At 59.5% G+C, this 13231-nt stretch carries 10 protein-coding genes and 1 tRNA gene; 7 read left to right on the forward strand and 4 right to left on the reverse strand.

Features of this window, described 5'->3' with window-relative positions; genetic code table 11:
- Positions 1-186: 186 nt before the first annotated feature.
- Positions 187-786: a 4'-phosphopantetheinyl transferase family protein gene (locus GV819_RS22450; protein WP_161758244.1), complete on the reverse strand. Its 600-nt coding sequence runs from the start codon at positions 784-786 to the stop codon at positions 187-189.
- The gene (locus GV819_RS22455) at positions 783-4820 is read right to left on the reverse strand and encodes a Pls/PosA family non-ribosomal peptide synthetase (RefSeq protein ID WP_161758245.1); all 4038 of its coding nucleotides are present in this window, start codon (positions 4818-4820) and stop codon (positions 783-785) included. The genes GV819_RS22450 and GV819_RS22455 overlap by 4 nt, the downstream gene beginning before the upstream one ends.
- Before the next feature lie 536 nt (positions 4821-5356).
- Here GV819_RS22455 and GV819_RS22460 point away from each other — a divergent pair.
- From GV819_RS22460 to GV819_RS22475, 4 genes are all read left to right on the forward strand, one after another.
- Entirely contained in the window at positions 5357-6331 is a 975-nt protein-coding gene (locus GV819_RS22460) for an ornithine cyclodeaminase family protein (protein WP_161758246.1), read from the forward strand.
- A gap of 19 nt (positions 6332-6350) precedes the next feature.
- Positions 6351-7319: a threo-3-hydroxy-L-aspartate ammonia-lyase gene (locus tag GV819_RS22465; protein WP_256667567.1), complete on the forward strand. Its 969-nt coding sequence runs from the start codon at positions 6351-6353 to the stop codon at positions 7317-7319.
- A gap of 182 nt (positions 7320-7501) precedes the next feature.
- Positions 7502-8767, forward strand: a complete 1266-nt coding sequence (locus GV819_RS22470; protein WP_161758247.1) for a dicarboxylate/amino acid:cation symporter — start codon at positions 7502-7504, stop codon at positions 8765-8767.
- Between the two features lie 188 nt (positions 8768-8955).
- Positions 8956-9336 carry a RidA family protein gene (locus tag GV819_RS22475; protein ID WP_161758248.1) on the forward strand — a complete coding sequence of 127 codons (381 nt, stop codon included), beginning with the start codon at positions 8956-8958 and terminating at the stop codon, positions 9334-9336.
- Between the two features lie 226 nt (positions 9337-9562).
- Here GV819_RS22475 and GV819_RS22480 read toward each other — a convergent pair whose 3' ends face one another.
- Both GV819_RS22480 and GV819_RS22485 read right to left on the reverse strand, forming a co-directional pair.
- Positions 9563-10189: a helix-turn-helix transcriptional regulator gene (locus tag GV819_RS22480; RefSeq protein WP_161758249.1), complete on the reverse strand. Its 627-nt coding sequence runs from the start codon at positions 10187-10189 to the stop codon at positions 9563-9565.
- 248 nt (positions 10190-10437) lie between these two features.
- Positions 10438-10522 (reverse strand) — tRNA-Leu (locus GV819_RS22485).
- A gap of 108 nt (positions 10523-10630) precedes the next feature.
- On the opposite strand from GV819_RS22485, the gene queA reads away from it, so the two are divergent.
- Genes queA through yajC form a run of 3 tightly spaced genes read left to right on the forward strand, consistent with a single transcriptional unit; the run spans position 10631 to position 13208 of the window.
- Positions 10631-11695 carry a tRNA preQ1(34) S-adenosylmethionine ribosyltransferase-isomerase QueA gene (gene queA / locus GV819_RS22490; RefSeq protein WP_161758250.1) on the forward strand — a complete coding sequence of 355 codons (1065 nt, stop codon included), beginning with the start codon at positions 10631-10633 and terminating at the stop codon, positions 11693-11695.
- Positions 11696-11709: 14 nt separating this feature from the next.
- A complete protein-coding gene (tgt, locus tag GV819_RS22495; protein WP_178124823.1) occupies positions 11710-12825 on the forward strand; it encodes a tRNA guanosine(34) transglycosylase Tgt in 1116 nt (371 codons plus the stop codon).
- A gap of 47 nt (positions 12826-12872) precedes the next feature.
- Complete coding sequence (gene yajC / locus GV819_RS22500; RefSeq protein ID WP_161758252.1) at positions 12873-13208, forward strand: preprotein translocase subunit YajC; 336 nt, start codon at positions 12873-12875, stop codon at positions 13206-13208.
- The last annotated feature ends 23 nt before the right edge of the window (positions 13209-13231 follow it).

Raw genomic sequence — 13231 nt, forward strand, 5'->3', positions numbered from 1 at the left:
GGCAGGGGGAGGGCGGTAGATTCTTCACTCATGGGAGGGGCCTGTTTACTCGTTCAATATCCTCCGGTCATCTTTAGGGTTGGGCAGCCAAGAGCGGTTGATCTGGATCAAGTTTCCAATAAGGAAAAGTCGGTAATGAGTAGGAATTTTTTCAGCGGATCAACCCGGTATCGGCCACGTTGCTGCTTAGTGATGAGTCATGGCTGGGAGTACCAGGGTGCCCACCCAGTCATCCGGTAGATCCAGGGCAAAGCACCGATAGGCCGGAGGATGCAGCGGGAACCACTCTGTCAGAGGCAGGCCTGCACACTTGAGGGTCGCTTCGCGCTCGCTCCAGGCCTGGGCGAAAGCCGGGGGGCGCAGGTCCTCGGTAAGCTCCAGTAATTGTCCGGTAACGCTGGGTCCCAGGTAGTCCTGAGCGACCAGCTGCCAATCGGGAATCTCTTCGACCTGCATCAGGTCTACACCCACCGCGCCATACAGGTGGACCGCCGCCAGCGACAGTCCCTGTTCGTGACTGATGGACAGCCCCGCCAGGCCCCAGCCCGGCAGGCTGAGCTGCAACGCCTGACCGGGGGGCGAGTGGATATGAATACTTTCGGTGGCGATGCCCAGGCTCTGGCTCAGGGCTTCGCGCAGTGCCAGGCGAATTTCCTTGCGCGCCCGGGTACGTGAGTCGCCAGGCCCGGTGGTGACGCTGACCAGCAACACGCCCTGCTGCCAATGTGCCTGGCAGTAGGGCCAGGCAAATACCTGCAGCGCCGTGTGCGAGCTGCTCCCGGTCATGCTCGGGCAGGGGCCGCTGGGCAGCCGGCCCAACGGCTGGCCTGGGGAATGTGCTCGCCCTTCATCACCAGGGTCAGTGCTCCCAGGTGTGCATCGTTGCCCACTTGAGCGCTGTACAGCACCGAGCTGCGTGGGCCCATGTAGACCCGCTCGCCGATGTGCACCTGGTCGATCTTCATCACCCGGTCTTCGAACAGGTGCGTCTGCGGGCAGGCGCCGGCATTCAGTTCGCTGTGGTCGCCAATGTGCACGCAGTCGAATTCGGTAATGTCGGTGGTGTCCATGTACACCCCGCGCCCGATCTTGCAGCCCAGCAAGTTGAAAGCGGGTGGCAGCCATGGCGTACCGCGCAGGAAACGCATGAGATTCGGTGCGGCCATGCCTTCGTAGAGACTGGTGATGCCTTCGGAGAGCCAGACGAACGGGGTCCACATCGGATCTGCGCGTTTGCGGTAGCGGCCTACCAGCAGCCATTTCAAGGCGGCCACGAACAGGAAGTTGCCGACAGCGTAGGCCAAGCCGATCAATGCCAGGTAACCCAGTACCGCGCCCCAGCGGTCAGCGGCGGCCAGGGGCATCAGGTCGAGCATCACGGTGTAGCCCACGGCGATCACCACCGCATGCGGGGTGACGATGCGCAAGCCTTCGATCAGGCCTCGGGTCAGGCGGCGCAAGGGTGAAGGATGGAAGGTCAGGGATGGCGGGTAGCCGCTGACCTGCTCCCGGGCCGGCAGGTTGATGGGGGGCGAGCCGAGCCAGGTATCGCCGTCCTTGAGTTCGCTGTTGCGCGGAGCAAAGGAGTGCACGCCAATCAGCACGTTTTCCGGCAGCACGGTGCCATCGGGAATGTAGCTGCCATTGCCGACGAAACTGCGATGGGCGATCACGGTCGGTTGAATGCTCATCCAGCCGCCGTCCACCTGTTCATCGCCGAGCATCACGGCGTCGGCGATGAAGGTTTCATCACCCAGGGTGAGCATGTCGGGGATCACTCCCTGGGCGGTGGAAATTTCCGCATCGCGACCGACTGTTGCCCCCAGCAGGCGGTACCAGAACGGCGCGTAGATCGTGGCATACAGGCCTGACAGCACGTTGAGGCTGGCCTCCTGGATATGGCTGACCAGCCACTTGGCGCAGTAGGTGTTGCTGTGCACGGCATACCGGCCGGGCTTCAGGCGTGGCAGGGCGATCCAGCGCAGCGCTGCCGCAGCCAGCATGGTCACGACGATCAGTACGGCGCTGGCGGGGAGCGCCAGGAAGAAGTAGCGCAGCAGTTGCACCGTCACTTCCTGGCCCTGCAGCCAGGGCAAGATCTGCTGTTCGTCGAACCAGTCGATGAGGAAGAAGGTCGGGAACACCGGGATGAAGAACAGCGTGGCGATCAGCAGGATACCGAATACGAAGAACAGTCCTTCACCTCGTTGGCGCCAGGCGCTGACCGGTGGCCGTGGCGGCAGGCTGGCCGGGTCGAAGGCGCCGATGTCCCGGGCTGGCGAGCCGTTCCAGACGCGTGTGTCAGGCACCTTGCGGCCATCCGCCAGGGCTGATTGGCCTTGCAAGTGACCTTGGCGGCCGACGGTGGTATTGCCTTCGAGAATCGCATAGGAGCCGATGCAGGCGTGGTCCTGCACTTCGATCCGGCCGAGAAGCAGTTGGCCGCGTTCGACCCGGGCATTTTCCAGGCTGACGCCGTTGCCGATACTGACGTGATTGCCCAGGGTCAACAGGTCGGGCACCCGTACGCCGGCAGAGCCGATATTCGCCTCCTGGCCGACCCTGGCTCCCAGCGCGCGCAGCCACAGGCCGTAGAGCGACGAGCCGCTAAGCAGATACACCGGTGCCGACTCGACGAAGCGATCTGCCGCCCACCAGCGGAAATAGGTCAGGCCCCACAGCGGATAGCTCCCGGCTTGCAGGCGCCCGGCGATCAGCCATTTACCGGCGATAGCGATGACGAACTGCAACAGGGTGGCGAGCAGGAACATCCCTACCGAAGCTGCGGTGGCGGCTGCGACCGAATCCCCAGGAGCGCCAGTAAGGTAGTGATAGGTAAAGAAGGGTGCCAGCCACTGGCTCATCCGCAGGCTGACCATGACCGGCAGCACCAGCGCCTGGGCCAGGCCGCAGCGCCAGCGTTTCCAGGCGGCGGGCGGCGTCCACTGCGCCTGGGCCGGGCCTTGTTCCGGAGCTTGCTGCAGGACTTCGGCAATGGCACCGATGCGCCGCTGTTGATAGATGTCGCGCACGGTGATGTGGGCGAAGCGCGGGTCGGTACGCAGGGCCGAGGCCAGGCGTGCGGCGAAGAACGAATGACCGCCCAGGTCGCTGAAGAAGTCCGCGTCACGGCGGATCGACTGGCCGGGGAAGAGTTTCTCCAGGGCACTGAACAGTGCCTGTTCGGCCGGGTTCTCGGCCGTGTCCGAAGCGTCGCTGACCGCTGGGTTGTCCAGGGTCAGGGGGCGAGCCTTGAGCGCCTTGCGGTCAATCTTGCCAGACGTCAGGCGCGGCATGCTGTCCAGCAATTCAAAGCGCCCCGGCACCATGTAGGGCGGCAGTTGTGCTTGCAGGCCGTGGCGCAGCAGGCTGGGCAGCACATCCAGCGGCAGGCTCTGATCAGGTACCAGATAGGCGATCAACTGGTCGATGCCGTCGTCATTGCGCAGCAGTACCGCCACGGTGCCAACCCCGGGTTGCTGGGCCAGCAAGGCTTCGATTTCTCCCAACTCGACACGGAAACCGCGAATCTTCACCTGATCGTCCGCCCGGCCCAGGCATTGCACCTGGCCGTCAGCGTCGATCCGGGCCAGGTCACCGGTGCGATACAGGCGGGTATCCTGGGCGCTGATGGTCCAAGGGTTGGGCAGGAATTTCTCCTGGGTCAGGTCTGGACGTCCCAGGTAGCCCTCGGCCAGGCCGGGGCCGGTGATGCACAGTTCGCCGGTCTGGCCGCGGGGCATCAGGCTCGGTGCCTGGCCCGGTTGCAGGTCGGCGGCGATCACCAGCAAACCGTAGTTGGGCAGGGGCTTGCCGATGCTGACCGGCTGACCGGGCTCCAGGCGTGCGAGGCTGGCGGAAACCGTGGCTTCGGTGGGGCCGTAGGTGTTGAACATCTGCCGGCCGGGGCGGCTCCAGCGTTCCACCAGCGATTCGGGGCACATTTCGCCACCGAGATTGATCAGGCGCAGGCTAGGTACGTCTTCGCTGAACAGCGCCAGCAGAGTCGGTACCGCGTGCAGCACGCTGATGCGCTGCTGGGTCAGCATGCGTGGCAGGGTTTCCGGGTCGCCGGTGATTTCCTTGGGGCCGATCCACAGGGTGGCGCCCACTAGATAGGCGATCCAGATCTCTTCGAAGGACATGTCGAAGGCCACGGAAAAACCCTGGTAGACCCGGTCGCTGGCCTGGATACCGAGCACCGCGTTTTCGCTGCGCAGGAAGTGGCAGATGCTGCCCTGAGAAATCAGGATGCCCTTGGGCTTGCCGGTGGAGCCGGAGGTATAGATCACGTAGGCCGGGTGCTCGGGGCGCACGTTACTGCGCCGCAGCAGAGGACCGTCGAGGGGGGCGAGCAGGGCTTCGGCGGTCCACAGTGGCAGGCCGATGGCCGCTAGGCTCGGAGCCAGTTGCTCGCAGCACAGGACTCCCACCGCACTGGCGTCGTCCATGCAGATCTGCAGGCGCTCGACTGGTGTGTCCTGATCCAGGGGCAGCCAGGCGGCGCCGGCCTTGGCGATCCCGGCCTGCATCACCAGCAGCTCAAGGCCCCTTGGCAGCCACAGGCCAACAATTTGCCCCGGCTGGACCCCGGCCTGGATCAGCCTGGAGGCCACGCGGTCGGCCTGTTGGTCCAGTTCGCGGTAGGTCAACTGGTGTTCGGCGTAGATCAGTGCCACCTGCTCGGGAGTGCGCCTGGCGCTGGCTTCCAGCAGGTCAGCGAGCACTTCCTCTCGCAGTAGTTCAGGTTGCGCCGCCCCATAAAGCACGTTCGATAGATGGGTGGTGTGACGAGTCTTCAGTAGGGTCACATTGTTCATGGGTGCACATTCGCCGTGAGTGTCAGGGGCAGTTCAAGTGCTGCCTGTCGGTTTTGATCAGGCGGCAGGTGGCTCAAGCCCAGCGCTGGTAGGGCGCTGATAGTTCGCTTGATGTCAGTTTCGATACATTTTTTATTGCAGGTTCCTGCAGGTTCGAGGCACAGGAATTGGCTTCGTAACAGGCAGGCAAGAGGTGAGCTGAACGAATATCTCAGAGGGTAGCTGTACGGTAGTTGAACGAGATTCGAGATCCAGTCCGAGCTTCGCTTGACAGCGACAGCTCAAGAAAACGGCGTCTTGGGGGCATCGCAATCGTTATGGGAGATTTTCCTGCCGACCTGAGAAGGGCCTGCTCTGGGCGCTTCTGGGCAAGAGGTGTTTCATCGCCGGCAGGCATCGCGGGCGACGATGGGAGAGTGGAGGAGCACGGCATTGCTCAGGTTTTGTGTCAAAGAAATGATCTTTACATTTTGTATAGATGTGGATAATTTATCCATATTCCGCGTGCCCGCATTCGAACATGGCGATCAACCCGCATGGCAAAACACGAAGCAACCTTGAAGCTGTTGGACAAAAACCATGTGGATGCACTGCTCATTCATGAGCAGGTTCTTGAAGCAGTCTGTGAAGCCTTCATCCTTCACAGCCTGGATGAAGGCCGGGGGTTCTCGGTGGTTCGCGAGTCATTGGGTAAGGGCGGCATCTTCGGCATCAAATCTGCTGAAATCAGCAGTCAAGGATTGCTGGGATTCAAAGCCGCAGGCTTTTGGCCGCGAAATCGTAGCTTTGGGGGGGAACCTCACCAGGCAACGATCATGTTGATGGACCCTGCGACGGGTCGTCCCCTGTGCCTGATTGATGGCAATAGCGTGACCACGTTGCGAACCGGGGCAGCGGGAGCCCTGGGCTTGCAACTGCTGGCTTGTCCGCACAGCTCCAGCGCCTGTGTATTTGGCTCAGGCGTGCAAGCGGGTATCCAGTTGGATTACGCATTGCGGGTCATGCCCAAGCTTAGACACGTACTTTATGTGACGGCCAATGGTTTGCCGGACCTGCGTTTTGAAGGGCGTTTCCTTTCGCGGTGCGTGTTGCAACACAGCGTGGATGCCAACAGCGCCGTGGCCCAAAGCAACATTGTGATTACCGCCACTCCAGGCGCTGGTGCGTTGTTTGACCTGGATGCCGTACGTCCCGGCACCCATTTCAACTGTGTGGGTGCTGATACCCGAGGCAAGCGCGAGCTGCCGGAGGGGTTGCTCAAGCGTGCCTGTGTGGTGGTCGATGATCATGGCCAGGCCAGCACACTGGGAGAGACTCAGTGGGCGCCCGAGGTTCCCATTCTGGAACTGGGCGATCTGTTGACTGGCAAGGCGAAGTTCAATCGTGCACTGGTGGATATCTCAGTGTTTGACATGACCGGCCTGGCCCTGCAGGACTTGACCGTGGCTCGCCTGCTGCATCAGCGCGCCTGTGCCGACAACATGGGGCACGATATTTCGTGGCCCTGGTAATTCTCTGAAGGAGATTTTCATGCAACCTCTGGTTTTTCCATCATTTGCGGATGTGGCGGCAGCGGCTGAACGAATAGACGGTCATGCCCACCGCACTCCGGTATTCACCTCGCGCACGATTGATGCAGAAATCGGCGCCCAGGTGTTTTTCAAGTGCGAGAACCTCCAGCGTACGGGGTCCTTCAAGTTTCGCGGCGCGTTCAACGCACTGGCCAAGTTTGATCCGCAGCAGCGCAAGGCCGGCGTGGTTGCGTTCTCTTCCGGCAACCATGCTCAAGGCATCGCCTTGGCGGCCTCTTTGCTGAACATTCCGGCAACTATTGTCATGCCCTATGACGCACCTGCGGCCAAAGTTGCGGCGACTCAGGAATATGGCGCCAGGGTGGTGTTTTATGACCGCTACACCGAAGACCGCGAACAGATTGGCCGGTCGATGGCGCAAGAGCATGGCATGACGCTGATTCCTTCCTATGACCATCCAGATGTACTGGCTGGACAAGGTACGGCGGCCAAGGAACTGCATGAGTCAGTCGGCGAGTTGGATGCACTGTTTGTCGGTCTTGGGGGGGGTGGAATGCTCTCCGGAACCACCTTGGCCACTCGCGAGTTAGCCCCCAAGTGCCGCTTGTATGGTGTGGAGCCTGAAGCGGGCAATGACGGCCAGCGATCGTTCAAAACCGGCCGTATCGTGCATATCGATACCCCCGACACTATTGCCGATGGAGCCCAGACCCAGCACTTGGGAAACTACACCTTCCCGATTATCCGCGACGGTGTGAATGACATCCTGACGGTGTCCGATGCTCAGTTGATCGCCGCGATGAAGTTCTTTGCACAACGGATGAAAATGGTCGTGGAGCCCACAGGTTGTCTAGGGCTGGCTGCAATCAGACAGGTCAAGGAGCAACTTAAAGGCCAGCGTGTAGGTGTCATTGTTACTGGAGGTAATATTGATATTGAAAAATATGTGGAACTCCTGAAGCTTTAATTTTGCAACTGCTAAACAGACCGAGCTGATTGGTTTAACTAAGCCGTCTTAATTCAATTGATACGCGTGCCAATAATAATGCGCCGGTGCTGGGCCGTTGCCGTAATAAAGTGTTTTGTCGTTTCTGCCGCCCATACAAAATCGCCTGGGAACTGACTGGGCATCAATAAAAAGAGGTGCTTATGAAAAGCCGTAATTTGGCACGCTTGATCGTGGTTGCGATTGTATTGGGCATTGCACTGGGTGGGCTGTTACATGCTCAACTGGATGCCGAGTCAGCCAAGACGGTTGCCGGTTACTTGGGCCTGGTGACCGATGTCTTCCTACGCCTGATCAAGATGGTCATTGCCCCATTGGTACTGGCCACCTTGATCACGGGTGTTGCCAGCATGTCCGACAGCGGTGCTGTCGGACGTATTGGTTTCAAGGCGATCGCTTGGTTCCTTGTAGCCTCGATCGTCTCGCTGAGTATTGGCCTGGTGCTGGCTAACCTGTTCCAGCCAGGCGTAGGGCTGAATCTTGTTCATCTTGAGACCGTCTCGGCGACCCAGGTCGGTTTGAACACGGGCGGATTCAATCTTCCGACATTCCTGACCCATGTATTCCCTCGCAGCATCATCGAGGCGATGGGCAATAACGAAGTTCTGCAGATCGTGGTGTTTTCGTTGTTCTTCGGTTCTGCGTTGGCCTTTGTTAAAGGTCGAGGCAAATCCAGCATCATGGAGATGCTGGAAGAGCTGGCGCAGGTCATGTTCCGCATCACTGACTATGTGATGTTCATTGCCCCCCTGGCGGTGTTCGCGGCAATCGCCGCGACCATTACCGTGCATGGTTTGGGCATGGTTGGCAGCTTTGGCAAATTGATTGTCCAGTTCTATTTGGGGCTGGCATTGCTCTGGGCGCTGATTGCCGGCGTTGCCTTCTTGGCTTTGGGGCAGCGCGCTAAACGGCTGTTGAGACTTATGCGAGAACCTGTCCTTTTGGCGTTCTCCACGGCCAGTAGTGAAGCGGCCTACCCGAAAACCATTGCGGCTCTGGATACCTTCGGTTCGCCGAAACGGATCAACAGCTTTGTGTTGCCGCTGGGCTATTCCTTCAACCTGGACGGTTCGATGATGTACCAGGCGTTCATCGTGCTGTTCATCGCCCAAGCCTACAACATCGACATGAGCTTCTCTCATCAGATCATGGTGCTGCTGACGTTGCTGGTTATCAGCAAAGGGACCGCTGGCGTTGCCCGTGGCTCTTTGGTGGTGCTTGCCGCCGGCCTGCCGATGATTGGCTTGCCGGAAGCCGGGCTGCTTCTGGTACTGGCAGTGGACCCTATCCTGGATATGGGGCGTACAGCGACCAACGTCCTGGGCTGCGGTGTAGCTGCTGCGGTCATCGGTGACGGTGCAGACGGTGATCCGGAAGCGGAGCCTGTCGGAACTCAACAACCGGCTTGACCCCTGGCTTGCGCAAAGGCGTACGGCGTGAGGAAGTTCTGCTGATTAATGCGACCTCAGTGAAGCGCTGACATTAAAAGCATCTCTGCAGTCTATTGGCAGGGACTTTCAGAGTGAACCTGTGCTCTTGCCCATTATGTACAAGAGCACTTTAAACAGTTGCGCCACCTCTAGAAGAACGAATAACAATGAAAATCCTGCATACCGATAACGCCTCTTCACCTGCGGGGCATTACTCCCAGGCAGTCAGTTATCAGGGGACTCTATATGTCTCCGGTCAATTACCCGTGAGCCCGGACGGTACACATAATATTGGTGCTTCTTTTGCTGAACAGGCACGCCTCGCTCTGAATAATCTGCTGGCGATTGTTCAAGCCTCGGGGGGAACTCCGGAGAGCCTGCTGAAAGTTACGGTTTATGTTGCTGGGGTAAAGCATTGGCCCGAGTTTGATCAAGTATATGCCCAAGCCCTTGGCGCTCATCGTCCGGCGCGCGTGGTGGTGCCGGTTCCTGAACTGCATCACGGTTACCTGGTAGAAATTGAAGCGTTGGCACAATCGGTTTCTTGAGGCAGCGTCTTTTCTAGCCCGGCGGTGACGACAGACAGTTATCGCTTGGACTTGAATCGAGTAACCCGACGTGCTCGCCAGCGCTGGTCCGTGGTCGAGATGCCTCATTCCTTTGCTATCCCGAGGTGCGCGCGAGTGTGCACCGAGGATAGTTGGCGGTTGTCTCGAAACGGGAAATCTTGAGCTGCCATCAGATTGCCCGGCATGGCACGTCTGCCTGGGTAGCTTATTTGGCGTAGGTATAGACGGCAGCCCTGGATACTCCCAGGTGCGAAGCGACCGTCTCCATTGCCCGGCGCACATCCATGCAGCCTGAGTCCTTCAACTCTTGCAGCAGTACGCGACGATCCGCGGCCTTGAGTGCGCGAGGCGTGGTCGCCAGTCGAGCGGCAAATTGATCTATCCGGTTGCGGATGGTGTCGGCGCCAATAGGGTCAAGTGATTCGCTGGGGGTATCACCGCTGAAGGAGCCGAATTGCTCCAGCATGCCCTGCAAGCCGCGAAAAATAGACAGATCGATGTTCATGCACAAGGCTGCAACGTACTTCCCGCTGGAGTCCTTGATGCCGATCGAAGTGCTCTTGACCTGACGCCCGTCACTGAATTGATTTTGATAGTTGGCGATGACCTGCGGGTACGCCGGGTCAGCAATGCGGGCCAGGCCGAGTTCGGTTGCAGGAGCGCCGAGCTTGCGGCCGGAAAGGTTGTTGTGAATGGCCAGAATGGCGTGATCGGGATCACGCAGATCATGCAGGACGACCTCGCAGAAAGGGCTGAAGGTCTTGCTGAGCCCCTCTGCAATCTGTTCCAGCTGGCTGATGAGGGCTATTTGTTCTGGGGTATATGTCTTCATCGAGACAACATATCCAGTAATGGATATGTCGTCAACTTCTGCCGAAAGGTCCGAATTTCCCTGACGGTTCTTCGTAGTCGTTGCGAGAGCTGCACCTGCGTTGGGTGCCGTCATCAGCACTTGAGCAGAGGTTGAGCGCGCAGTGGGATATAGGAAGGAGAACACAATCGCCAGGCACAAAAAAACCGGCTCAGTGGCCGGTTTTCCTGTGCTGCAAGTCCGGTTAGAGACTTGCAGATACTGCTAGATGGTGCCCCGAGGGAGACTCGAACTCCCACTTCTTGCGAAAACGGATTTTGAATCCGCCGCGTCTACCAATTCCGCCATCAGGGCTCAATGGCGGCGAAGTATAGAGACGTGATTACCGTTGGTCAATCGGCTTTCATGGTCAATTTTTAGTTATTCCGCTAAACTTTCCGGCCCTGCTAGACGAACTCCATCATGCGCGTTGCTGACTTTACCTTCGAGCTTCCTGATTCGCTGATCGCCCGCCACCCATTGGCCGAGCGTCGCGGCAGCCGTCTGTTGACCCTGGATGGGCCAACCGGCGCCTTGGCCCACCGTCAATTCACTGATCTGCTGGAGCATTTGCGCCCGGGCGATCTGATGGTGTTCAACAATACTCGGGTGATTCCGGCCCGCCTGTTCGGCCAGAAGGCCTCCGGCGGCAAGCTGGAGATTCTCGTCGAGCGGGTGCTGGACAGCCACCGCGTGCTGGCCCATGTGCGCTCCAGCAAATCGCCCAAGCCGGGATCGAAGATCCTTATCGACGGCGGTGGCGAGGCCGAGATGCTGGCCCGTCACGACACCCTGTTCGAGCTGGGCTTCGCCGAGGAAGTGCTGCCGCTGCTGGATCGGGTCGGGCACATGCCATTGCCTCCTTATATAGACCGCCCGGACGAAGGCTCGGATCGCGAGCGTTATCAGACGGTCTATGCCCAGCGCCTGGGCGCAGTGGCGGCGCCGACGGCGGGCCTGCATTTCGACCAGCCGCTGCTGGAGGCGATTGCCGCCAAAGGCGTGGAGACCGCTTTCGTCACTCTGCATGTCGGTGCCGGGACCTTCCAGCCGGTGCGGGTGGAGCGCATCGAAGATCATCATATGCACAACGAGTGGCTGGAGGTCGGCCAGGACGTGGTGGATGCGGTGGCAGCTTGCCGGGCCCGTGGCGGCCGGGTCGTGGCGGTGGGCACCACCAGTGTTCGTTCCCTGGAAAGTGCCGCTCGCGATGGTGTGCTCAAGCCGTTCAGTGGCGACACCGATATCTTTATCTACCCCGGGCGGCCCTTCCATGTGGTTGATGCCCTGGTGACCAACTTCCATTTGCCGGAATCCACGCTCTTGATGCTGGTTTCGGCGTTCGCCGGTTATCCCGAGACCATGGCCGCCTATCAGGCCGCCGTAGATCAGGGATACCGCTTTTTCAGCTACGGTGATGCGATGTTCATCACCCGTAATCCGGCGCCCACCGGTCCCCGGGACTCGGCCCCAGAGGAAACTGTATGAGTCGTACCTGTCGTATGTCCTTCGAGCTGCTGGCCACTGATGGCAAGGCTCGTCGTGGTCGCCTGACCTTCCCCCGCGGTACGGTGGAAACCCCGGCCTTCATGCCGGTGGGTACCTACGGCACGGTCAAGGGCATGCTGCCACGGGACATCGTCGCCACTGGCGCCGAGATTATCCTGGGTAACACCTTCCACCTGTGGCTGCGCCCGGGTACCGAGGTGATCAAGAAGCACGGCGACCTGCACGATTTCATGCAGTGGAACGGCCCGATCCTCACCGACTCCGGTGGTTTCCAGGTGTTCAGTCTGGGCGCCATGCGCAAGATCAAGGAAGAGGGCGTGACCTTCGCCTCGCCGGTGGACGGTGCCAAGGTGTTCATGGGCCCGGAAGAGTCGATGCAAGTGCAGCGCGACCTGGGTTCGGACATCGTGATGATCTTCGACGAGTGCACGCCGTACCCGGCTGACGAAGACGTGGCACGGATCTCCATGGAGCTGTCCCTGCGCTGGGCCCAGCGTTCGAAGAACGCCCATGGTGACAACACTGCGGCGTTGTTCGGCATCGTCCAGGGTGGCATGCACCAGGACCTGCGCATGCGTTCCCTGGAAGGCCTGGACAAGATCGGCTTCGACGGCCTGGCCATCGGTGGCCTGTCGGTGGGCGAGCCCAAGCATGAAATGATCAAGGTGCTGGACTACCTGCCGGGCCAGATGCCGGCCGACAAACCTCGTTACCTTATGGGAGTTGGCAAGCCGGAAGATCTGGTTGAGGGTGTGCGCCGCGGTGTGGACATGTTCGATTGCGTGATGCCAACCCGCAATGCCCGCAATGGGCATCTGTTCATCGACACAGGCGTGCTGAAGATCCGTAACGCGTTCCATCGCCATGATGATTCGCCGTTGGACCCAACTTGTGATTGCTACACCTGCCAGAACTTCTCCCGTGCTTATCTGCATCATCTGGACAAGTGCGGTGAAATGCTGGGTAGCATGTTGAATACCATCCATAATTTGCGGCATTACCAGGTGCTTATGGCTGGTTTGCGCGAGGCTATTCAACAAGGTACATTGGCCGCCTTTGTCGATTCCTTCTATGCCAAACGCGGGTTACCCGTGCCGCCTTTAGAATAAGTTCTAAAGACGTTCAGACACTAATTTTGCAATTATCGGAGTGTTAAATGAGCTTTTTTATCTCTAACGCCATGGCTGACGCTGCTGCACCTGCTGCAGGTCCTATGGGCGGCGGCTTTGAGTGGATTTTCCTGGTCGGCTTCCTGGTCATCTTCTACCTGATGATCTGGCGTCCACAGGCCAAGCGCGCTAAAGAGCAGAAGAACCTGCTGGGCAGCCTGCAGAAAGGTGACGAAGTTGTGACCACTGGTGGCATCGCCGGCAAAATCAACAAAGTGACCGACGACTTCGTGGTTCTGGAAGTGTCGGACTCCGTTGAGCTGAAGTTCCAGAAGGGCGCGATCGCTGCCACGCTGCCAAAAGGCACGCTGAAAGCGATCTAAGTTTCATCTTTTACCAATCGACG

Source organism: Pseudomonas sp. Fl5BN2 (genome assembly GCF_009908205.1).
Lineage (GTDB): Bacteria > Pseudomonadota > Gammaproteobacteria > Pseudomonadales > Pseudomonadaceae > Aquipseudomonas.

Bases quoted from the DNA above. Each gene is read 5' to 3' on its own strand.
- GV819_RS22450 (WP_161758244.1), bottom strand. From the start codon at position 786: ATGACCGGGAGCAGCTCGCACACGGCGCTGCAGGTATTTGCCTGGCCC.
- GV819_RS22455 (WP_161758245.1), bottom strand. From the start codon at position 4,820: ATGAACAATGTGACCCTACTGAAGACTCGTCACACCACCCATCTATCG.
- GV819_RS22460 (WP_161758246.1), top strand. From the start codon at position 5,357: ATGGCAAAACACGAAGCAACCTTGAAGCTGTTGGACAAAAACCATGTG.
- GV819_RS22465 (WP_256667567.1), top strand. From the start codon at position 6,351: ATGCAACCTCTGGTTTTTCCATCATTTGCGGATGTGGCGGCAGCGGCT.
- GV819_RS22470 (WP_161758247.1), top strand. From the start codon at position 7,502: ATGAAAAGCCGTAATTTGGCACGCTTGATCGTGGTTGCGATTGTATTG.
- GV819_RS22475 (WP_161758248.1), top strand. From the start codon at position 8,956: ATGAAAATCCTGCATACCGATAACGCCTCTTCACCTGCGGGGCATTAC.
- GV819_RS22480 (WP_161758249.1), bottom strand. From the start codon at position 10,189: ATGAAGACATATACCCCAGAACAAATAGCCCTCATCAGCCAGCTGGAA.
- queA (WP_161758250.1), top strand. From the start codon at position 10,631: ATGCGCGTTGCTGACTTTACCTTCGAGCTTCCTGATTCGCTGATCGCC.
- tgt (WP_178124823.1), top strand. From the start codon at position 11,710: ATGTCCTTCGAGCTGCTGGCCACTGATGGCAAGGCTCGTCGTGGTCGC.
- yajC (WP_161758252.1), top strand. From the start codon at position 12,873: ATGAGCTTTTTTATCTCTAACGCCATGGCTGACGCTGCTGCACCTGCT.